This is a genomic window from Acinetobacter lactucae, assembly GCF_013122135.1.
Classification (GTDB): domain Bacteria; phylum Pseudomonadota; class Gammaproteobacteria; order Pseudomonadales; family Moraxellaceae; genus Acinetobacter; species Acinetobacter lactucae.
The window spans coordinates 3,605,867-3,625,837 of the sequence record NZ_CP053391.1 but is presented as its reverse complement, the minus strand read 5'-3'; the positions used below and the strand labels follow the sequence as shown (position 1 = coordinate 3,625,837).

20 protein-coding genes and 1 pseudogene are annotated in these 19,971 nt (G+C 40.4%); 13 read left to right on the top strand and 8 right to left on the bottom strand.

Going from position 1 to position 19,971, the window contains the following annotated elements; translation table 11 throughout:
• Nucleotides 1-107 precede the first annotated feature (107 nt).
• From HLV59_RS16930 to HLV59_RS16915, 4 genes are all read left to right on the top strand, one after another.
• Nucleotides 108-902 (top strand): thioesterase family protein, encoded by a 795-nt coding sequence (locus tag HLV59_RS16930; RefSeq protein ID WP_057105698.1) that lies wholly within the window; start codon nucleotides 108-110, stop codon nucleotides 900-902.
• Between the two features lie 118 nt (nucleotides 903-1,020).
• Nucleotides 1,021-1,608 carry a CDP-diacylglycerol--glycerol-3-phosphate 3-phosphatidyltransferase gene (gene pgsA / locus HLV59_RS16925; protein ID WP_002114808.1) on the top strand — a complete coding sequence of 196 codons (588 nt, stop codon included), beginning with the start codon at nucleotides 1,021-1,023 and terminating at the stop codon, nucleotides 1,606-1,608.
• Between the two features lie 126 nt (nucleotides 1,609-1,734).
• Entirely contained in the window at nucleotides 1,735-2,589 is an 855-nt protein-coding gene (locus tag HLV59_RS16920; protein ID WP_171430418.1) for a methylated-DNA--[protein]-cysteine S-methyltransferase, read from the top strand.
• On the top strand, nucleotides 2,586-3,197 hold the full coding sequence (locus tag HLV59_RS16915; RefSeq protein WP_016144153.1) for an alpha-ketoglutarate-dependent dioxygenase AlkB family protein: 612 nt from the start codon (nucleotides 2,586-2,588) through the stop codon (nucleotides 3,195-3,197). Before HLV59_RS16920 ends, HLV59_RS16915 begins: the two co-directional genes overlap by 4 nt.
• Nucleotides 3,198-3,391: 194 nt before the next feature.
• Here the strand turns inward: HLV59_RS16915 and HLV59_RS16910 are convergent, their stop codons facing one another.
• Complete coding sequence (locus tag HLV59_RS16910) at nucleotides 3,392-4,165, bottom strand: IclR family transcriptional regulator (protein WP_002114686.1); 774 nt, start codon at nucleotides 4,163-4,165, stop codon at nucleotides 3,392-3,394.
• A 367-nt stretch (nucleotides 4,166-4,532) separates the two neighbouring features.
• Between HLV59_RS16910 and HLV59_RS16905 the strand changes: the two are divergent.
• From HLV59_RS16905 to HLV59_RS16890, 4 genes and pseudogenes are all read left to right on the top strand, one after another.
• Nucleotides 4,533-4,664 (top strand): annotated as a pseudogene (locus HLV59_RS16905) (hypothetical protein).
• Nucleotides 4,655-6,754, top strand: a complete 2,100-nt coding sequence (locus HLV59_RS16900) for an FUSC family protein (RefSeq protein ID WP_062849626.1) — start codon at nucleotides 4,655-4,657, stop codon at nucleotides 6,752-6,754. The pseudogene HLV59_RS16905 and the gene HLV59_RS16900 overlap by 10 nt, the downstream one beginning before the upstream one ends.
• Nucleotides 6,747-6,953 (top strand): DUF1656 domain-containing protein, encoded by a 207-nt coding sequence (locus HLV59_RS16895; protein ID WP_002115096.1) that lies wholly within the window; start codon nucleotides 6,747-6,749, stop codon nucleotides 6,951-6,953. Before HLV59_RS16900 ends, HLV59_RS16895 begins: the two co-directional genes overlap by 8 nt.
• A 39-nt stretch (nucleotides 6,954-6,992) precedes the next feature.
• The gene (locus HLV59_RS16890; protein WP_016144157.1) at nucleotides 6,993-7,994 is read left to right on the top strand and encodes an HlyD family secretion protein; all 1,002 of its coding nucleotides are present in this window, start codon (nucleotides 6,993-6,995) and stop codon (nucleotides 7,992-7,994) included.
• Between the two features lie 45 nt (nucleotides 7,995-8,039).
• On the opposite strand, the gene ruvX is transcribed toward HLV59_RS16890, so the two are convergent.
• From ruvX to recN, 3 genes are all read right to left on the bottom strand, one after another.
• Nucleotides 8,040-8,480: a Holliday junction resolvase RuvX gene (ruvX, locus tag HLV59_RS16885; protein WP_031947205.1), complete on the bottom strand. Its 441-nt coding sequence runs from the start codon at nucleotides 8,478-8,480 to the stop codon at nucleotides 8,040-8,042.
• A complete protein-coding gene (locus HLV59_RS16880) occupies nucleotides 8,480-9,034 on the bottom strand; it encodes a YqgE/AlgH family protein (RefSeq protein ID WP_016144159.1) in 555 nt (184 codons plus the stop codon). Before HLV59_RS16880 ends, ruvX begins: the two co-directional genes overlap by 1 nt.
• A 123-nt stretch (nucleotides 9,035-9,157) precedes the next feature.
• On the bottom strand, nucleotides 9,158-10,825 hold the full coding sequence (gene recN / locus HLV59_RS16875) for a DNA repair protein RecN (protein WP_171430417.1): 1,668 nt from the start codon (nucleotides 10,823-10,825) through the stop codon (nucleotides 9,158-9,160).
• Nucleotides 10,826-10,939: 114 nt separating this feature from the next.
• Between recN and HLV59_RS16870 the strand changes: the two genes are divergently transcribed.
• The 4 genes from HLV59_RS16870 (at nucleotide 10,940) to HLV59_RS16855 (ending at nucleotide 14,455) form a co-directional block, all read left to right on the top strand.
• On the top strand, nucleotides 10,940-12,250 hold the full coding sequence (locus tag HLV59_RS16870) for a tetratricopeptide repeat protein (RefSeq protein ID WP_171430416.1): 1,311 nt from the start codon (nucleotides 10,940-10,942) through the stop codon (nucleotides 12,248-12,250).
• Nucleotides 12,251-12,326: 76 nt separating this feature from the next.
• A complete protein-coding gene (gene ppnP, locus HLV59_RS16865) occupies nucleotides 12,327-12,653 on the top strand; it encodes a pyrimidine/purine nucleoside phosphorylase (RefSeq protein ID WP_002115102.1) in 327 nt (108 codons plus the stop codon).
• 102 nt (nucleotides 12,654-12,755) lie between these two features.
• Nucleotides 12,756-13,505 carry a 23S rRNA (guanosine(2251)-2'-O)-methyltransferase RlmB gene (gene rlmB, locus HLV59_RS16860; protein WP_171430415.1) on the top strand — a complete coding sequence of 250 codons (750 nt, stop codon included), beginning with the start codon at nucleotides 12,756-12,758 and terminating at the stop codon, nucleotides 13,503-13,505.
• A 35-nt stretch (nucleotides 13,506-13,540) separates the two neighbouring features.
• Nucleotides 13,541-14,455 carry a DMT family transporter gene (locus tag HLV59_RS16855; protein ID WP_171430414.1) on the top strand — a complete coding sequence of 305 codons (915 nt, stop codon included), beginning with the start codon at nucleotides 13,541-13,543 and terminating at the stop codon, nucleotides 14,453-14,455.
• On the opposite strand, the gene coaE is transcribed toward HLV59_RS16855, so the two are convergent.
• Genes coaE through pilB form a run of 4 tightly spaced genes read right to left on the bottom strand, consistent with a single transcriptional unit; the run spans nucleotide 14,452 to nucleotide 18,876 of the window.
• A complete protein-coding gene (gene coaE, locus HLV59_RS16850; RefSeq protein WP_171430413.1) occupies nucleotides 14,452-15,048 on the bottom strand; it encodes a dephospho-CoA kinase in 597 nt (198 codons plus the stop codon). The two genes, HLV59_RS16855 and coaE, sit on opposite strands and share 4 nt — an antisense overlap.
• Nucleotide 15,049: 1 nt before the next feature.
• On the bottom strand, nucleotides 15,050-15,910 hold the full coding sequence (locus HLV59_RS18790) for a prepilin peptidase (protein ID WP_171430412.1): 861 nt from the start codon (nucleotides 15,908-15,910) through the stop codon (nucleotides 15,050-15,052).
• The gene (locus HLV59_RS16840; RefSeq protein ID WP_016144166.1) at nucleotides 15,910-17,136 is read right to left on the bottom strand and encodes a type II secretion system F family protein; all 1,227 of its coding nucleotides are present in this window, start codon (nucleotides 17,134-17,136) and stop codon (nucleotides 15,910-15,912) included. The genes HLV59_RS18790 and HLV59_RS16840 overlap by 1 nt, the downstream gene beginning before the upstream one ends.
• Before the next feature lie 27 nt (nucleotides 17,137-17,163).
• Nucleotides 17,164-18,876 (bottom strand): type IV-A pilus assembly ATPase PilB, encoded by a 1,713-nt coding sequence (gene pilB, locus HLV59_RS16835; protein WP_081175451.1) that lies wholly within the window; start codon nucleotides 18,874-18,876, stop codon nucleotides 17,164-17,166.
• A gap of 291 nt (nucleotides 18,877-19,167) precedes the next feature.
• Between pilB and tpiA the strand changes: the two genes are divergently transcribed.
• The gene (gene tpiA / locus HLV59_RS16830) at nucleotides 19,168-19,962 is read left to right on the top strand and encodes a triose-phosphate isomerase (protein ID WP_216606738.1); all 795 of its coding nucleotides are present in this window, start codon (nucleotides 19,168-19,170) and stop codon (nucleotides 19,960-19,962) included.
• The last annotated feature ends 9 nt before the right edge of the window (nucleotides 19,963-19,971 follow it).

The following is a 19,971-nucleotide window of genomic DNA, read 5'->3' as shown; positions in this document are numbered from 1 at the left end:
ACTGAGTGACCAAATAGTTGGCATATAAGTAGAAGAATGATCATTCACATTCTCTTTAAAATGATGAAAGATGTTTCATCAAGAGTCAGAGTGCTTTAGGGAAGTGAATGTCATTACTGCAATTATTTGAAGAAATAAAACAAAAGGAATGTATTGAAATACCTGAAGGGTGGTTACAGGGGCGAACCGTTTTTGGTGGTCTTGTCGCTGGATTACTCATGCAAAAGGCCTGCTGCAATATTCAAGATCCAAATAAAAGATTACTAAGCTGTAGTATTACTTTTGTGGGCCCTGTACAGCAGGGACCTGCTCAATTGACTATTGAAATTTTAAGAGAAGGGAAGTCGGTCACTACGCTTGAAACGCGTTTATGGCAAGATGGGGCGGTACAGACCATTTTGGTTGCGAGCTTTGGTGTACCTCGTGCATCCAGTATTGAGGTAAGACATGAGCCTATCGTTCCAGTTTATGCACCACCAGAAGATTTACAACCTATTCCTTTTGCTAGACAAATGCCAGAATGCTATCAACATTTTGATGTATGCTGGGCAGAAGGTCACTATCCTGTTACAGGAAGTCAGTATGCTGACTTTGGAGGATGGTCAAGGTTTTCTCCAAAGAAGCATGAAAATCGTCAAATGACTTTGCCAGATTTAATTGTTTTGATGGATATTTGGCCACCTGGTGTATTGCCGATGTTTAAGCAAGTTGCTCCTGCAAGTTCTTTAACTTGGCACATTACCTATGTCCATCCGTTCCAACATCAATTGTGTGACTGGTTTAAATATAAAGTGATAACTGAATATGCGGGTGAAGGTTATTCCACGGAATATGCCCATCTTTGGGACCAAAATGATCATTTAATTGCAATTTTACGGCAAACTGTTACGGTATTTACTTAAGCAGTCTACTTCCTCGATTCATATATTTCGTATAAAGTGGCTGTTACAGATAGATACAATATTGAAGAAAGTATTTTTGTCTGTTACAAGATGCTTGAAGACTTAATTGGCGGTGTTTATGACCACAGGGCGAATCCTGAATATCCCAAATATCCTAACTTTGGCGCGTATCGCGCTTATTCCTGTATTTTTGGTGATTGCGTATTGGCCGCCTGCAATGGGTATTGGTGAGCACGAAGGAAGTATGAGTCGTCATATTATCTTGACGGCTATTTTTGTGTTTGCTGCTATTACCGATTGGTTTGATGGCTATTTGGCACGAACTTTAAACCAGACTTCAGCATTTGGCCGTTTCTTAGATCCAGTTGCAGATAAGCTCATGGTGGCGGCCGCACTGATTGTTTTAGTACAGTGGAATCCAACCATTTCAATGGCATTTGCCGCAATTGTGATTATTTCGCGAGAAATTACGGTTTCTGCTTTGCGTGAATGGATGGCAGAACTTGGTGCACGAACCAGTGTAGCAGTATCAACTGTAGGTAAATATAAAACAGCCTTTCAGATGATTGCTATTAGTGTGTTCTTACTCAATTGGCAGCCTTTAGAAATGCTTGCCTATGCTTTGTTATATACAGCGGTCATTTTAACTTTATGGTCTATGTTTATTTACCTCAAAGCAGCTTGGCCTTATTTAAAGCAGCCTTAAGCCCAAATTGAATGATGAAGCCTTTCTACAATGAAAGGCTTTTTTATTTTTGAAGAGTGCAAGAATCGGGTCGTCATAGGGCTTTGGCTACTTTAATGTAAGATATAAGTGCTAAGGAGGTGACACATGCAAATGCTTTCTTCTCGGCAATTTGCTGTAATTGCCACTGTAATTGAATATTTATATGAACATCTAGACCAGCAACCGAGTCTGGACGATGTTGCGAGTCATATGAATTTAAGTTCAGGTTATATCCAACGTCAGTTTCAGGAATGGGTAGGGATCAGCCCGAAAAAATTTGTTCAATATATGAGTTTGCAGCAGGCCAAATATTATCTGTTGCAGCAACGGAGTTTATTAGAAACTGCGTTAAATACGGGTTTATCTGGTACTGGTCGTTTACATGATCTATTTATTCAGCTTGAAGGGATGACACCCGGTGAATATAAACAGCAGGGCGAAGGCGTTATTCTTAATTATTCGGTTGAGACAAGCCCATTTGGTGAGTTGTTAGTGGTCAGTAGTGACAAAGGTATATGCTCTATTCGATTTATCGAAACTTACGAGAATATTGAACATCTCATTCAACAGTCTTTTCCGAAAGCTCAATTAAAAAATCAGTCACCGATTTGGCATCAACAAATTGCAAAATGGTTTGAACAGGATTTTTCAGAACATTTACAGCAGAAACTTCCTCTTAATTTGGCTGGAACCCCATTTCAGCTGCAAGTATGGGAAGCCTTGCTCACTATTCCAGAAGGACAACTTCGGACTTACCAAGATATTGCAGAGCAAATTGGCAAGCCTAAAGCAGTCAGAGCCGTAGCTACCGCAATTGGACAAAATCCGATTGCATATTTGATTCCTTGCCATCGAGTGATCCGTGCCACAGGGATGGTTGGAGAATATCATTGGCAAAAAGGACGTAAATTGGCATTGTTAGCTTGGGAGATGTCAAAGCAACACGGAGAAACTGTATGACCTTGGATTTATTTTCTCCAGAGCCTTGTGAGAATTTATTACCCTACGATGGTGAAGTTCAGGACTATGGTTGTATTTTAAGCCCTGAAGAAGCTGAACAATATTTTCACTATCTTTATCAACACCTCGCATGGAAACATGACGAGGCTAAGTTGTATGGCAAGCACTTTATTACAGCTCGAAAAGTTGCATGGTATGGAGATGACTACTATCAATATAAATATTCGGGTGTCGCGCGTGATTCTTTGCCTTGGGACAAAGCACTCGCCAAACTAAAACAACAGGTAGAGCAAATACTTTCAGAAAAATTTAATTCTTGTTTGGCAAATCTTTATGAAGATGGGACTCAAGGAATGGCTTGGCACAGTGACTCAGATGTGTCTTTGGCAAGAACAACCACAATCGCTTCTTTAAGCTTTGGTGCTACCCGAAAATTTTCTTTTAGGCATATTCAAAGTAAAGAGAAAGTTGAATTGTGGTTACAGCCAGGCCAACTCATTGTGATGCGCGGTGAGACTCAACAATATTGGCAACACCGTTTAAATCGCTCAACCAAGATTTTACAGCCGCGTATTAATCTTACTTTTCGGCAATTTCAGTTTTTATAACCTTCATTAAAAAGCGGGCAAGAAAAAAGCCCATGATGGCAGCATGAGCTTATTCCTCTGAGGGGGATGCTTCTACTGATGAGCTGCTGATGAAAAGAATCATCAATAAGAGCTAAAATCATAATATGAGAATATTGTGATATATTCAATGTTTTAAAGTGTAAGAAAAGTTTAAATTATCATAAGGTGGGGTTTTAGATTTCACCTTTTTCAGATAATTCCATAAAACGTTGTTCAATAAGTGCTGCATTTTCTTGCAAAATTTCGATGAGCTTTTCAACGTTTAAAAAATCAAAACGATTTTTAGAGGCAACTAGAGTCAAAGCTAAAGGTACTTCTTTATTTGAAAAACGAACAGGAACCGCTAGACCTGAAACATTCGGATCAATCTCACCTTGTGAGAAATAGAAGCCTTGTTTTTTGATTTTACGCATACGCTGAATAAAGCTTGGTTCATCTTCAGCAAAACCTGATTGTTTTAATTCTTGTTGGTAACGGTGGTAGTAGTCCTGCATCCGTTGTTTACTTAAATGCGAAACCATTGTTTTTGGAGATGATCCAACGTAAATCGGTCTTGGGCAACCTCGACCATATGAAAGTAATTCAGTGTCTTTAAATATTTCATGATGTATGTCAATGCAATAGTCATCATTTAAATAAGTAAGTAAACAGCACAGTTCGGTACGTTCTACAATATTTCGCATAAACGGTGTGCTGATCTGAACCAGTGGGTCGGTTGTTCTAGAGATATAGTCAAGAACTGCAATTTTTGAGCCTAAGGTATAATCGCCAGAGGTTCCATTAATACGTTTTAATAGATCGGCTGATACTAGCTCTTTGAGGTAACGGTAACTCGTTGGTTTGGACAAGCCAAGTTCTTCGCAAATAATATCGACGTTAATGATTGGACGCGAAACTGAAAATAGGTCCAGTACGGTTAAAATTTTGCCAAAACTTGAAATTGCCATAATGTCTTGTTCGTATCCTTTAACAACGGGTCATCTTTGAGTTTTTATAACAGAAAAAAAGAAGATTTGTCTCAATTCTAAAATAAATGCCTGATTTGAGTATTTTACTCTGACAAAGAGAAAACTTCTCTTGGCTTATACATCATATACGATAATTAAAAAATATATCAAATTATCAAATAGAGATATTTTGGTTGACTAAATCGCTTTATTTTGAAAAAATTGCCAAACAAAATATCTAATCGAGAAATTGGTCGGTTCCAGATTGATTTCTTGATACCTCTTCTTTCCAAAGCTTGGCCGTTTAAATGGCGCCCAAACTGAAATCATCTCGGCCAATCAGGCGAGATGTGGAAAAATCATTGTATTGAAGGATGCTCCTCATATCATTTGCTTATAAGCAAATGGCAAAGTTGTGTTGTCTTTAGAAAGGCAATCAAACATTGAAGGGCATGCTCATCAGTTCAAATCTGTATTTGAGATGAGTTCATGTTATTAAAGCAAATACTGGCGTTCCGCCCGAGTAGGCTTGATCTGATCTTTGCCTTAAAAACATTTATTGCCGGAATGTTGGCACTATTTGTTTCGTTTGAATTAGATCTAATTAACCCGATGTGGTCGATTGGCACGGTTCTGATTATTGCCAATCCATATTCAGGAATGGTGTCCTCTAAATGTGTCTATCGAGTGGTAGGGACAATTGGCGGAGCTGTGATTGCCTTAACCCTAACGCCACATCTAATTAATACACCTTGGATATTTACCGTGGTGTTGTCGTTGTGGGTGGGTTTTGCGCTTTATGTGTCGTTACTCGATCGTACTCCACGTAGTTATGCTTTTATGCTGGCGGGTTACTCGACAGCCATGATTGTCTTCAATGCGATTACCTATATTGATCAATACAATATATTCGATATTGCTTTAGCTCGAGTCATAGAAATCTCAATTGGCGTGATTTCAAGTGCTGTGGTTTCTGCCACGATTCTTCCAATGCATATTGGCTCGGCAATTAAACAGCGGGTGATCAAAACCCTAAAAGATACAGAAAATCTGTTTGCTAATTTATTAAATACAGATTCGCAGCAGAACAATACTCAGCTTTTGGCTGCCATTACTCGCGACACCACAGACATTCATGCCTTGGCAGTACATTTGAGCTATGAAAAGGGCGAACTGCATGGCATGACCAAACCCTTGCAAGAAATGCTCCATCAAATATCAATGGTGGTGGCTAATCTGGTGGCTTTATCTGAGCGTATTAAGCAGCTTCAAGAACTTCGGTTTATCGAGACGCATGCAGAAAAGCTGCAACAGCTCTCAGCTCATGTCGTACAGTTTTTAGAGCAAAAAGATCTGATTATTGATGAAAATATTTTGCAGTTGCCTGATGAGTTTGAAAGTGATTTTGCAAGTTTGATGGAGTCGGCTTCTACACATCAACAAGTTTTGGTTGCAGCCATGAAAATGGATGTGCGCCATTTCATTAGCAATGTGTTAGCGGTTAAAGTCTTGTGGCAGCGAATTCAGCACGGTAATAAAGAAATTCCTGACAACATTACCCCAATGACGACCAAATATCCAAGTTTGCACCGAGATCATGGTGTGGCGATACGAGGCGGTATCAGTGCAGTCCTTATTACATTTATTGTGACTGGAGTCTGGATTGTGTCGGGATGGAAAGCTGGATTTATGATGGCACAGATGGGCGCAGTAACGGCCTGTATTTTAACGGCCTTAGATAACCCGGTTCCGGTTTTGCGTATTTTTATCTGGGGCAGTATTGCTTCAGCAGTTTTAGTCTTCGTTTATGCATTTGGTATTTTCCCTCATGTCACCACTTTTTGGGAACTTGGATTGGTTTTATTACCGATGTTCTTATTCGCCGTGTCTATGATGGCTAACCAGATGCTGATGCCGGTAGGTATGGTGTTGGGTATTAATACCATGATGGGACTAAACCTGCACAATGCTTATAGCATGGATGCGGTGTCTTATCTTGATAGTTCATTTGCCATGATCTTAGGTGTTTTAGTGTCTTTGATTGTCATTGACGTTGTTCGCGCTATGTCACCAGATACAAGTGCAAGCCGTATTTTAGCCTTGCATTATCGTGCCATGCGACAAGCGATCTATCTGCCATATGGTCTTGATTTTAAAGTTCATCTACGCAGTATGCTAGATCGAATTGGGATTCTAAACAGCAAAATGGTGCAGTCTGACGAGATTAAAACTTCAATTCATCAGGCCCTGATTGAGTCGAGTAGTATTGTCGATTTAAGCCGATTGCAAGAGTTAGCCAATCAGTTCCCTCAAACCTCTGAACTCACTCAGCATATTGGTCATTTGCAACAAAATCTGGATGAGCTGTTTAGAGCGAAAGAAAATGATGGAAATGATACAACCGCTTTGGTAGAGCGAATCTACCGAGCGTTATTTGAATTAAAACAGCTTGCTTCAAATGTTGAAGATATGACTATGCGACAAAGATTACTCATTTCACTGAACAATATTGCTTATAGCATGTGCCATGTTTCATCAGAGCAAATGAATGAAAACAGCCCCCTGAGAGGAGCCACAGCAAATGGGTGAGTTTAATGTTTATGGGATTTATGTGCCTTCTTTGCTCGTTCAAGCACTCTTGGCATATATCTGTTTCCGTGGGTTAAGTCCTTTAACAAACAAGTTGATTGCACAAGGCTGGATTGCATTACCTAGTATTTTTAATTTGTGTTTTTACCTGTTACTGCTTTTGGTAATACATCAAATTTTTGTTGGGGTCGGTGCGTAGAGATGTTTGCGAAATTAAAGATTGAGTTAGGTGAGTGAAATGAATCAGGTGGATTTGAAAAAAGTCATCCGTCCAGTAATTTTGATTGTCGCATTAATGGTGGCGGTCTATACCATTGTGCATTTGTGGAATTACTATAACGCGGCGCCGTGGACCCGCGATGGGCGAGTTCGTGGTGACGTTATTCAAGTATCTTCGGATGTTGCGGGCCTTGTCACAGAAGTATTGGTTCAAGATAACCAGACTGTGAAAAAAGGCCAGGTGCTATTTAAAATTGATGTTTCTCGCCGAGCTTTAGACGTAGAGCAGGCAAAGTCTGATTTAGCAAAAGCAAAAGCAGCCTTTGCCCAAGCACAAGCTGGTTTGGCACAAGCAAAAGCGAACCTGATTAAATCAGATACGAATATTAAGTTAGCCGAGAAAAACGCAAGCCGCTATTCAAATCTCATGGATGGTGCTATCTCTAAACAAGAACAAGATCAGGTTTTCGCAACACGTGATCAATCTCACGCTGAACATGAGCAACTCCAAGCTGCCATTCAACAAGCGGAAGCGACTGTGAAGCAACAACAGGCTTTGATTGAAGCCGCAACGAGTAATTTGCATTTGGCTGAGCTTAATATGCATCGTGCTGCGGTGGTTGCTCCAGCTGATGGTACTTTATCTAACTTTGATATGCGCCCAGGTAACTATGTTCAAGTTGGACAGGCTGTTGCAGCACTACTTGACCGTAAACAACTCTATGTTGTGGGTTATTTTGAAGAGACTAAATTAAACCGTATTCATGTTGGTGATCAGGCCAGTGTACAGTTAATGGGTGATAGCCAGAAAATTAAGGGCCATGTACAAGGTATTGCATCAGGTATTGAAGATCGCGAGCGCTCAAGCAGCTCTAAACTTCTTGCCAATGTAAATCCAACGTTTAGTTGGGTTCGTTTAGCGCAGCGTGTACCTGTGAAAATTGTATTAGATGAAACACCGAAAAACCAGCTAGCTTTCGTCTCTGGGCGTACGGCAACTGTGCATATTATCGAGAAATAAAACGAGAAATAAAAAAGGAAGGCTTCAGCCTTCCTTTTTTTAATCTTACGGTGTTAAACCGACTGGATTTCGATACCAACTCTGGATGAGTAATGCTGCTGCAAAACTATCTGCCGAGAGTTTTTTGGCTCGACCTTGCTCTTGGTAGAAGCCTAGTTCTTCTCGTGCTTCACGGGTAGTTAAACGCTCATCTACCATGAATGTTTCTATGTTGGTTTGATGGCGTAAACGTCTCGCAAATTTACGGGCACGTGTAGAAAGTTCTGACTCGCTATCATCCATGTTTAAAGGCAAACCCACCAAAAATAAATCAGGTTGCCATTCTTTCACGATTTTTAAGAGCTGATCCCAGTTTGGAATACCATCTTTCATCACAAATAGAGGGAGGGGATTGGCACTTTCAATTGAAGACTGGCCAATCGCCATTCCCATTTTTTGAGTGCCAAAGTCAAAAGCCATAATCGATTTTGATTGTGTCTCGGTCATTAAGCATGTCCGATTTCAGATGCTAACCACGCACGATCTACACCGATTTTCTTATAAGCTGCATCCCAACGATCGTCGTAAGGCAGATTAAAAATCAGGTCCATATCGGCATCACAAATCAGCCAGTCACCACGCGTAATTTCTTCTTCTAACTGATTTTTGCTCCAGCTCGCATAGCCTAGAGCAATCTGATATCGACCAACACCTTCATTATGGGCAATCGCATCCAGAATATCTTTACTGGTGGTAATACAGACATTTTCACCTACAGCAATAGATGAATGCCATGTTGGCTGTCCAGTATGAAGAACAAATCCAGCTTCGGGACGTAATGGGCCACCTTGTAAAACCGCATGTGGATTTACATTGTCTGCTTCAATGTCGAGATCATTGAGTAATTCTTTAATTTGGATACCGGAAGGACGATTAATAATAATGCCTTGAGCACCTTCTTCATCATGACGTGCAAGATAAATTACAGTGTTTGCAAAAAAGTCATCTGCCATTTCTGGCGGGGCAATCAGACAACGGTGAGTCAGATATTGTTTGGTCACCTAAGCGGTTCTCCCTCAAAAAATGTCACTAGAGGGTCTCTCGACCCTTTTATCTATATAGGTTCTTTTTATCAACATACAAGAGTTAATCGGATTTCGCCAATCTTTTTCTCTCATTTTTTATTAATTTGAAGAAGCCTGAAATTTAAGTTGGCGTAATTGTTTTGCGTGTTGCAAGGTTGTTTCATTAATTTCAACACCGCCTGACATGCGTGCTAACTCAAAAATGATTTGATTTTCGTCTAGTTCCACGATTGTACTGCTGGCTGGGTCAGTTTGTTGTTTCTTCACTAATAAATGCTGATCAGACTGTGCTGCAACTTGTGCTTGGTGAGTAATACATAAGAGCTGAACATGTTGGGCTAGGTCGGCAAGTAAACGTCCTACCACTTCTGCGGTACCACCACTAATCCCGACATCAATTTCATCAAACACCAATACTTCGGCTTCAGTTTTCTCAGCATTCATCACTTGCATCACTAGTGCAATACGTGAAAGTTCACCACCTGAAGCGACGCGTGCTAGTGGTTGTGGCGGAATACCTTTGTTAGCCGTAAATAAAAGCTGAATAAAACTTAAACCTTCAGCAGTAGGCTGCTCGAGTGGTTCAAACTTAAACTCGAAGTGTGCCTCTGGTAACGCTAAAGGTTTAACTTGTTCGGTTAATTGTTTAGCAAGTGGGGTGGCAGCTTCACGACGAATATTGTCTAAATGTTGAGCTTTTTCTAAGAATTCCTCATGAGACTTTTCAACTTGTTCGGCCAGTGTTTCTGGGTCTTCAAGTTGATGTAATTGCTCAAGCTCGCTTTGCCAAGCTTCATATTCTTCTTTAAGCGTTTCTGGTTGAGTTCGGTATTTACGTGCTAAACGATGGAAGACTTCAAGTTTAGAATTAAGTTCTTCCATTCGTTCTGGATCAAAACTTTGACGATCAATAAATTGACGCAAGTTTGCTGTTGCATCATCTATTTCACTTTGAGCATTGAGTAAAGAATTATAGATCTCAGAAAGCTGTTCGCTACGCCCCGCGTGGGATTCTAATCTGCGAATAATCGAAGACATTTCTTGAGTAATATTTTGCTCAGCTTCATCAAGCACATTTAAACTATAGCTACAGTCTTGCATGATATGTTCATGATGACTGAGGCGATCAAACTCTTGCTCAATTTCTTTATAGTCAGTTTGAATGACCTCTTCGAGTTCTTCAATTTGATGCTCTAAAGTACCAATACGTTGTAGACGAGTTACTTGTGCATCTAAAGCTGCTTGATGCAAACGAATGGTACGTTGCCATGTGCTATAAGCATCACGTACATCATTTGCTTCAGCATAAAAATTGTTATAACGATCTAGCCAATGCTTTGGATAAGGCGGCTCAAGAAGTTGCTGCTGGCTGTGCTGACTATAGAGCTGAACCAGCAAACGCCCTAGTTCTTTAAGTTCGGATAGACTGCTTGGACGTCCATTAACCCATGCTTTGCTGCGTCCGGTTGCAAAAATCACCCGACGTAAATGAATTTCCCCAGAATCATCATCAAGCTCGTGGTCTTGGAGCCATTTTGCTTCAGGACTATTATTTTGATAGGTAAAAACAGCAGTGATATCCGCTTTATCCGAACCGTAACGGACATAATTTGTATCTGTACGTTCCCCAAGGCAGGCAGAAAGTGCATCCAGTAATAATGATTTTCCGGCACCTGTTTCGCCTGTTAGAACATTAAATCCTTGTTCTATATCAATAGCCAAATGATCAGCTAATGCAAAATTAATTAAAGTTAAATGTGTGAGCATAAACGCATCCAACGCGCCAAATTATGGGTTAAAGATAGAGAAGTTTTGAATTTGCTACAAGTGATCTATTATTCTAACTGAAATTATAGAACAGCAAGATTACGGATATTTACAATGAAAAAAACATTAAGCTTACCGAAACCACCAATAGGGATGATGAACCGCCATAAAAAAAACAACCCTGCGGAAATGAATAAAATTTTAAATCAACATTTTAATGCATTTAAACAAGCAGCAGCACAAGGCGATTATGCCAAAGCTTATCAACATGTTAAACAAGCTGTTAGCTTAGTTCCTAAACATCCGGGAGCTTTATCTGACTTGGCTTATACCGAATTACGTTTAGGTCGTTATAACGAAGCCTATCCGCATTATTTACAAGCGATTCAGGCGAGTGGAACGAATGTAAATACCAACTTATATGATGGACTCACAGAAGTTTGTCATCATTTAAAGAAAAAAGAAGAAACAATCAAATTTGGACGCTTGGCAATTTCAACCAAAAAAGAATTAGCGAAGAGCGAACCTGTTTTGGTGATTCCAGATCAAGCACCACCAGCATTTAGTGCAAACCCTGAAGAAAATATTATTGCTTTTTCATTGTTTGGGGCAAACCCCCGCTATTGTGAAACCTCTATTTTAAATACTCAGCTTGCCAAACAGATTTATCCAGAATGGACGTGTCGCTTTTATGTCGATGAAAGTGTGCCAGTACTGGTGCAACAGCGCTTAAAAGAGAAGGGCGCGCAAGTTATTCAGGTTACAGATTCTCAAAAACAGCTATCTGGTCTGTTTTGGCGCTTTTTGGTGATGGATGATCCGACAATTAAGCGTTTTCTGATACGTGATGCCGACTCCATTGTCTCGAACCGAGAAAAAGCAGCTGTAGATGCTTGGCTCAAGAGTGATAAATGGTTTCACTTAATGCGAGATAATTATTCTCATACCGAATTAATTTTAGCGGGAATGTGGGGCGGATGTGCGGGGATTTTTCATAATATTGAAGCACATATCAGGGATTATGTTGCCACCGGACGTTATCTGGATAATCGGGTGATGGATCAACATTATTTGCGCTACTGTATTTGGCCGACTTTAAAACAAAGTGTGCTGATACACGATAGTCAGCAATTTGACTCAGAGGCTATCGATTTTCCAGCTTATGATCTGGCGTTAATGCAAAATGACAGTGAAAATTTTCATGTAGGAATGAATGACGGTTCACCAATAATTGCTACAGCAGTTGCCCATCCAACTGCACAGAGAGTTTGTTGGGTGCTCTTAGATGAAAATCAGGTCGAAGTTTGCAGATACGATGCAATTGTGTCGAATAGTCGAAATATTGAGATTAACTTACCTTATGCTTTTGCCAAAAAAATTCAGGCACAGCAGTGGAAATTACAAGTCTATCCGTATGAAAACTGATTGATTAGTTATTTAGGCACAATTAAACTACATTCAACATAATTTATATAAATACGGCATTATCTGGAGAGTGTGCATGAGTTCAACCCAATTTGATCATGTAACGGTCATCAAAAAATCAAACGTTTATTTTGGTGGAGCATGTATCAGCCATACCGTGCAATTTGAAGATGGAACAAAAAAAACACTAGGTGTTATTTTGCCGACTGAGCAAGCTTTAACTTTTGAAACGCATGTTCCTGAGCGTATGGAAATTATTTCAGGTGAATGCCGCGTAACAATTGCGGACAGCAATGAAAGTGAATTGTTCCGTGCAGGACAATCATTTTATGTGCCTGGCAACAGCCTCTTTAAAATCGAAACTGATGAAGTCCTCGATTATGTGTGCCATTTAGAAGGCTAAGAAATTCCTATTCAAATCGGGTACACTATGCCCAAAGAAATCCTGTGAAGTTGGCTTTGCAGGATTTTTATTTTTTTGCTCAAACGTTGTTAGAGGTCATGCATGGCAAAACCGGAATATTATTATGGCGTTCATTCAGTGGAGTCATTGTTAGAACTTGAACCGGAACGTGTGCTAACCCTGTTTACTTTAAAAGGACGGGATGACCAGCGTTTGCAAAAGATTTTGCAATTAGCAGAGCCTTTTGGCATTAGTGTACAAAAAGCAAGCCGTGATAGTCTCGAAAAGCTTGCTGGTCTACCGTTTCATCAAGGCGTGGTTGCAGCAGTACGTCCGCATCCGACTTTAAATGAAAAAGATCTAGATCAGATCTTGGCTGAAACGCCAGATGCTTTATTGTTGGCATTAGATCAGGTGACAGACCCGCATAACTTAGGGGCTTGCATCCGTACCGCTGCTGCAATGGGCGTGCAAGCAGTGATTGTACCTCGTGATCGTTCGGCAAGTTTAACCCCCACAGCTCGTAAAGTTGCCGCGGGTGGAGCTGAAAAAGTTAAATTCATTCAAGTCACAAACTTGGCTCGTACATTAGCCCATCTCAAAGAAACGACTCACATACGTGTGATTGGCACTATGCTTGATGAAAGTGCAATGCCAATTCAAAAATGTGATTTCGCGGGTCCAGTCGTGATCGTGATGGGAGCCGAAGATACAGGTTTACGCCCAATTACACAGGCACAATGTGATCATAAAGTGTATATTCCGATGTCTGGAAATTTACAGAGTCTCAATGTGAGCGTGGCAACCGGTATGGCACTTTATGAGGCTTGCCGTCAGCGTTCTGAGGTATAATCTAGCTGCCTTTCTAATTTGTAAGCAGTCTTGATATGTCTCCCCGTAAGCAAGGTTATTTCTTTGTATTGGTGACCATGTGCATTTGGGGCGGGTTTACACTTTTTGCCCGTTTAAATGCACAGTGGCACATCAGTGCTTGGGACATTGCTGCTCTGCGTTTTGCTATCGCCTTCCTGATTTTGATGCCGATTCTAATCTATAAAAAAGATCTCGCTTTTTTATGGAGTAAGCACGCTGTTATTTTGGCTCTGATTGGCGGGGTCATTTATTGTCTTACCGTCTATACCGCGTTTCTCTATGCTCCTGCTGCACATGCTGCTATTTTTTTAAATGGTTGTATTCCAATTTGTACTGCAATTGCAGCATACATTTTATTTAGGCAACCATTTGATAAGCATACATGGGTGAGTTTGGCAATTATGATCACTGCCTTGGCTCTCATGAGTGTGTTGATGTTGCAAGGTAATGCTTCTGCTTTTGGCGTGGGGGATTTACTTCTATTTATTAGTGCGATTTGGTGGGGCATTTTCACTGTATTACTTAAACAGTGGAAACTTTCCGCATGGCACTCTATGGCAAGTGTTGCGATTTGGTCTGCAATGATCTATTTACCCATCTATGCTGTATTCTTACCTAAACATTTCATGGAAGTCAGTCCTGTTCATCTAGCGATACAAGGCATTTTCCACGGTGTGTTTGTCGTGATTATTGCGACATTAACCTATGTAGCAGCGATTCAGCGACTTGGTGCTTTTAAAACGGGAAGTATTGTTACTTTAGCGCCGTTTATTGCTGCCATTTTAGCTGTACCTTTACTTGGCGAGTCATTAAGCCCATCGATTGTAGTGGGCTTGGTCGGAATGGGAATCGGTGCCTTACAACCTTGGCGCTGGTTTCGACAAGATAGCTTGGCGCAAAAGATTCAACTGCAAAATAAGCAAGATTAGTTTGTACGTTTCAAATAGCTTTGATGTAAAGGCTCTAATTGCTGATATAAATGCTCGAGTAGTCCGTCATTAAACACAATGTCATTGGCAAGTTCACGTTTATGCTCGCGTGGCATTTGTGCTGCAATAATTTTCTGGATTTGTTCTTGGTTTTGCCCATCTCGCTGGCTTGCACGCTGAACTTGAGTTTGTTCACTCGCATCAACTAATAAGGTGTGGTTAACCAGCTCATGCTGGTTGGTTTCAAAAAGTAGTGGTGAAACTAAAATCACATAAGGACTTTTAGGATTTTGTAGCTGTTGAATAATAGATTGGCGAATGGCTGGATGTGTGATTTTCTCAAGGGTTTCTCTCGCTTCAGGGTTTTGAAAAATATATTCACGTAGGGCTCGGCGGTCTAGATTGCCGTCGGGTTGTAGCACCCAATCTCCAAAAGTTTGTTGGATTTTTTGGAGGGCAGGTTGGCCTTTTTCAACCACTTCGCGAGCAACAATGTCGGCATCGACGACTTGGATTCCTTGGGACTCAAACCATTGTGTTGCTGCAGATTTTCCACTGCCAATTCCACCTGTGATTCCCAGAATAAAAGCCATCTTAACCTCCCAAATAAATTTTCATAATCTGATCACCCCATAAAAAGGCAACCCAACCCGCAATGGCAATATATGGCCCAAACGCAAAGGGCTGATTATCATTACGCAATTTTAGTAAAATGATGCCAATAATTGCACCGAGTAAAGATGACAATAGCACAATTAATGGCAGCATCAATGGCCCCATCCACGCGCCTAATGCGGAAAGCAATTTAAAGTCGCCGTAACCCATACCTTCTTTGCCTGTAATCACTTTAAATAAGTAATACACAATCCAAAGGCATAAAAAGCCGATTAAATATCCCCAAATGGCTGAGTTAGGCGAGGTGTAAATATTAAATGTATTAATACCTAAGCCGAGAGCAGCCAAAGGCAAGGTAAAACGGTCGGGGAGCAGCTGAGTATCAAAGTCTATAAATGTTAAAGCAATCAAAACCCAAGTCAGGACTAGCCCCCAAAGCATTTGTAGGGTTGGACCAAAAACCATGACGACTACTAATGAACATAGCATAGTGAGTAGTTCAATCGTTGGATAACGAATACTAATGGGATATTGGCAATAGCCACATTTTCCTCTTAACATCAACCAGCTTATGACAGGAATATTTTGATACCAACGGATGGGTTGATGGCACTCAGGACATGATGAAGCAGGCTTACTTAATGTCAGCTTTTCATGCTCAATGATGGGTTGCTCAGGATTAAGCAACATTTGACATTCCTGCTGCCAATCTTGCTCCATCATTCTTGGGGTGCGATAAATTACTACATTCAAAAAACTACCAATACATAGGCTCAATAGTGCAACAGCAATATAAAGTGCAGTTAAGTTTTGAATGAAATAAGCAATAATTTCTTGCATTATATGACTGAGCCCATTTGGAAAATTGGAAGATACATAGCAATCACTAGCCCACCTACAAGCACCCCTAAAATTGCCATGATTAAAGGTTCCATCATTGAAGTTAAACCATCAACGGCATTATCAACTTCATTTTCATAATAAGTGGCAACTTTATCGAGCATGCTGTCTAGTGCACCAGATTCTTCACCAATTGCGACCATTTGTATAGCCATAGATGGAAAACGATTTGAAACGCGCATCGCAAATTGGAGTTGTTGGCCTGTAGCAACATCTTCACGAATTTTCATGACGGCTTGTTCATAAATGACATTGTTGGTTGCACCAGCCGTTGACTCAAGCGCATCAATGAGTGGAACACCTGCGGCAAACGTGGTGGCTAAAGTACGGCTATAACGGGCAATAATCGCCTTGTAAACCAGATCACCAAAGATAGGTAGTTTCAGGGTGAGTTTATCTAAACCATCACGGAATTTTTTACTACGCTTTTTGGCTTCCAAAAATGCAGCAATAATTGCTCCAATCACAATGATCATAATGAACCAGTATTCCTGCATCCATTTCGACATATTCACGACCATTTGGGTGAATGCAGGTAAATCTGCGCCAAAAGATGAAAACAGGTCTTGGAAAACGGGAACGACTTTAACCATCAAAATAATGGTAACAACCACGGCAACCACGATAACCGTTGCTGGATATTTCATAGCCTTCTTAATTTTCTGTTTAAGCAATTCACTTTTTTCTTTGTAAATTGCCACGCGGTCCAACATGGTTTCAAGCGCACCAGATTGTTCACCAGACTCTACAAGAGAACAAAACAAGTTATCGAAGTGTTGAGGATACTTTCTTAAAGCCGAAGCAAAAGTACTACCACCTTCAACTTCGCCTTTAATACCAAGTACTACCTCGCGCATGGCTGGGTTTTCTAGGCCTTCCGCTACAATTTCAAAGCCTTGTACCAGTGGAACCCCTGCTTTCATCATTGTTGCAAGTTGTCTGGTAAAAATCGTGATATCGAGTGTTGATACTTTCTTCTTGAATAAACCCTCAAGAATATTTTTACGCTTTTCTCGAATATTACGGACAGTTACCCCTTGTTTGCGTAGGGTGACTTTGGCTAAGGCCATATTCTTAGCTGGAAGTTCTCCCTTAATTTTTACGCCCTTACGGTCAACCCCTTCATAAGCAAAAGTCGGCATCATTTGTGCCTTTTTGACAGTCATGAATTATCCTTATTTTTAAATTGTCTTTTATTCACTGGTCACGCGGTTTACTTCCTGTAAAGAAGTAACACCCTGCATGACTTTCTTTAATCCCGAACGACGCAGATTATTAAACCCCAGTTTTTCAGAAGCAGCAGCGATTTCTAAAGCATTGCCATCTTCCATAATAATCTTGGAAATTTCAGGTGTAACTTTCATTACCTCGTAAATACCTACTCGACCTTTATAGCCTTCCCGACACTCAGTACAACCGACAGGTTGAAAAACTTGAAAATCGGGATGGGTTAAATCTTGTTCGGTAAAGCCCATTTCTAATAGGCTCTGTTTAGGAATGTCAGCAGGTATTTTACACTGTGGGCATAGCCGACGTGCCAAACGTTGAGCAATCACCAGATTGACAGAAGTTGCGATATTAAAGGATGGAACGCCCATATTACGTAGGCGAGTTAGTGTTTCTGGAGCACTATTGGTATGCAGTGTGGACATTACCATGTGACCGGTTTGCGCAGCTTTAATCGCAATTTCAGCCGTTTCTAAGTCACGAATCTCACCAACCATAATAATGTCAGGGTCCTGACGTAAAAATGATTTAAGTGCGGCCGAAAAAGTAAGACCTACTTTCGGGTTGACGTTAACCTGATTAATACCTTCAAGGTTGATTTCGACTGGATCTTCGGCAGTGGAAATATTAGAGCTTTCGGTATTTAAAATATTTAAGCCTGTATATAAAGATACCGTTTTACCAGAGCCAGTAGGGCCTGTAATTAGAAGCATACCTTGGGGCTTATCCAGTGCTTCTAAAAAAAGAGCTTTCTGATCTTCTTCATATCCTAAAGCATCAATTCCGAGCATCGCGCTAGATGGATCGAGAATACGCAGAACCAGTTTTTCACCAAACAAGGTTGGAAGTGAGTTCACACGAAAATCGATTGCTTTAGTTTTTGACAGCTTAAGTTTGATACGACCATCTTGAGGCACCCGTTTTTCGGAAATATCCATTTGAGACATGACTTTTAAACGTGAAGCCAAACGGTTAGCCAATTGCAAAGGCGGATTTGCAATCTGACGCAACACGCCGTCGACTCGGTAACGGACCCGATATGATTTTTCATAGGGTTCAAAATGCAAGTCTGAAGCTCCCATACGAATCGCATCGATGAGTAATTTATTAATATATTTAACAATAGGTGCTTCATCGCCTTGAGGTGTTTCTTCCTCATCCTCTTGTGATGGTGGAGCTTCAAGGTCTACATCAAGATCAAACTCTTCATCACTAAACTCGAAACTGCTCTCTTCGGTAAATTGTTGCGTCAGAATTTTCTCAAGCTTATGGTGCTCGACAATAACTGGTTCAACCATGAGCTTACTATTGAAGCGAATGGCATCAATCGCCTCAATATTACTTGGATTGCTGGTCGCGACATATAAAATCTGTCCTCTTTGTATAAGAGGTAAGACCCGATGTTTTAAAATCAGTTTTTGGTCAACCAAATCTTTAGGAATTTGGTTGGTATCGTAAACGTCCAGATCAAAATATGGTTCAGCAAATTCAATAGAAATAGTTTCAGCTAATAAAGAAGGGGAGAGATGAATCTCTTCAATCAGGTACGCAACCGTATCCCGTTTAGCTCTCTTTGCTGCATCTAATGCTGTTTGCATGGTCGCTGCCGACACATGTTTTTCTTCGACTAATCGCCGAAAAAACCCCGAAAATTTTGGAGATGTATGTATGACTGACATCTGCCTACCTGTACTCATATGTTTATAATTGGTATATAAAAAATTATACTTTTGTTATCTAAAATTACTACCTTAGAAAATGATGCTCTGGTCTTGATCCACTCACCAAAGCTTGAACTAGTCGAAGTTTTTATTCATTAATTTTTAAAAGATGATTCTTTAGAATCAATAAAGTTTTATAACTGTTTTCAATAACTAGAAAAGATAGCGGCAAAGCCGTTAAAGAAAAGTATCTGAAATTTGTATAAATGCGTGTAGAATGTGCTGCATTTTTGATGAAAGGTGAGCCGTATGTCGGGTTCGACGATTACGCCTTGGGTAGTTGGCAACTGGAAAATGAACCCAATGCGTGCCAATGCCAAACAACTTATAGAAGAATTTAAACAACTATTGCAACAAGACCAAATTGCAGATGAAAGCTGTCATGTAGGGGTTGCTCCAGTTTCTATTGCACTTGCAATGGTACAAACACAATTGCAAGATGCTGCAAGAACAGTATATACAGTTGCACAAGACGTATCACGTGTAGCGGGTACTGGTGCGTATACTGGCGAAGTCAGCGCAGAATTATTAAAAGATAGCCAAATTAATTTTGTACTAGTTGGGCATTCTGAGCGCCGTGATATTTTTGGCGACAACTTTGAAATTTTGAAAGCTAAACTCCAAAATGCATTAAATGCGGGTTTGACTGTCATTTATTGTGTTGGTGAAAGCCTCGAACAACGTGAACAAGGTTTGGCAGAACAAGTTGTATTGCAACAAATTTGTGATATTGCTCCTGTAGTGACTGCTGAGCAGTGGCAAAAGCAAATTGTAGTTGCCTATGAACCAATCTGGGCAATTGGGACAGGTAAAACTGCTTCTCCACAAGATGCACAGGCAATGCATGCTAAGATTCGTGAAGGTTTAAGTCAGATTACCTCAGCGGGTTCAAGCATTGCGATTTTATATGGCGGTAGTGTAAAAGCTGAAAATGCAGTCGAATTGGCAGCATGTCCAGATATTAATGGTGCTTTGGTAGGTGGTGCTTCATTAAATGCAGTATCTTTTTATCAAATTGTACAAGCCTTTGCACAAAGTAAATAACGAGGATAG

Coding starts and splice junctions, on each gene's coding strand:
- HLV59_RS16930 (WP_057105698.1), top strand. CDS start 108: ATGTCATTACTGCAATTATTTGAAGAAATAAAACAAAAGGAATGTATT.
- pgsA (WP_002114808.1), top strand. CDS start 1,021: ATGACCACAGGGCGAATCCTGAATATCCCAAATATCCTAACTTTGGCG.
- HLV59_RS16920 (WP_171430418.1), top strand. CDS start 1,735: ATGCAAATGCTTTCTTCTCGGCAATTTGCTGTAATTGCCACTGTAATT.
- HLV59_RS16915 (WP_016144153.1), top strand. CDS start 2,586: ATGACCTTGGATTTATTTTCTCCAGAGCCTTGTGAGAATTTATTACCC.
- HLV59_RS16910 (WP_002114686.1), bottom strand. CDS start 4,165: ATGGCAATTTCAAGTTTTGGCAAAATTTTAACCGTACTGGACCTATTT.
- HLV59_RS16900 (WP_062849626.1), top strand. CDS start 4,655: ATGTTATTAAAGCAAATACTGGCGTTCCGCCCGAGTAGGCTTGATCTG.
- HLV59_RS16895 (WP_002115096.1), top strand. CDS start 6,747: ATGGGTGAGTTTAATGTTTATGGGATTTATGTGCCTTCTTTGCTCGTT.
- HLV59_RS16890 (WP_016144157.1), top strand. CDS start 6,993: ATGAATCAGGTGGATTTGAAAAAAGTCATCCGTCCAGTAATTTTGATT.
- ruvX (WP_031947205.1), bottom strand. CDS start 8,480: ATGACCGAGACACAATCAAAATCGATTATGGCTTTTGACTTTGGCACT.
- recN (WP_171430417.1), bottom strand. CDS start 10,825: ATGCTCACACATTTAACTTTAATTAATTTTGCATTAGCTGATCATTTG.
- HLV59_RS16870 (WP_171430416.1), top strand. CDS start 10,940: ATGAAAAAAACATTAAGCTTACCGAAACCACCAATAGGGATGATGAAC.
- ppnP (WP_002115102.1), top strand. CDS start 12,327: ATGAGTTCAACCCAATTTGATCATGTAACGGTCATCAAAAAATCAAAC.
- rlmB (WP_171430415.1), top strand. CDS start 12,756: ATGGCAAAACCGGAATATTATTATGGCGTTCATTCAGTGGAGTCATTG.
- HLV59_RS16855 (WP_171430414.1), top strand. CDS start 13,541: ATGTCTCCCCGTAAGCAAGGTTATTTCTTTGTATTGGTGACCATGTGC.
- coaE (WP_171430413.1), bottom strand. CDS start 15,048: ATGGCTTTTATTCTGGGAATCACAGGTGGAATTGGCAGTGGAAAATCT.
- HLV59_RS18790 (WP_171430412.1), bottom strand. CDS start 15,910: ATGCAAGAAATTATTGCTTATTTCATTCAAAACTTAACTGCACTTTAT.
- HLV59_RS16840 (WP_016144166.1), bottom strand. CDS start 17,136: ATGACTGTCAAAAAGGCACAAATGATGCCGACTTTTGCTTATGAAGGG.
- pilB (WP_081175451.1), bottom strand. CDS start 18,876: ATGTCAGTCATACATACATCTCCAAAATTTTCGGGGTTTTTTCGGCGA.
- tpiA (WP_216606738.1), top strand. CDS start 19,168: ATGTCGGGTTCGACGATTACGCCTTGGGTAGTTGGCAACTGGAAAATG.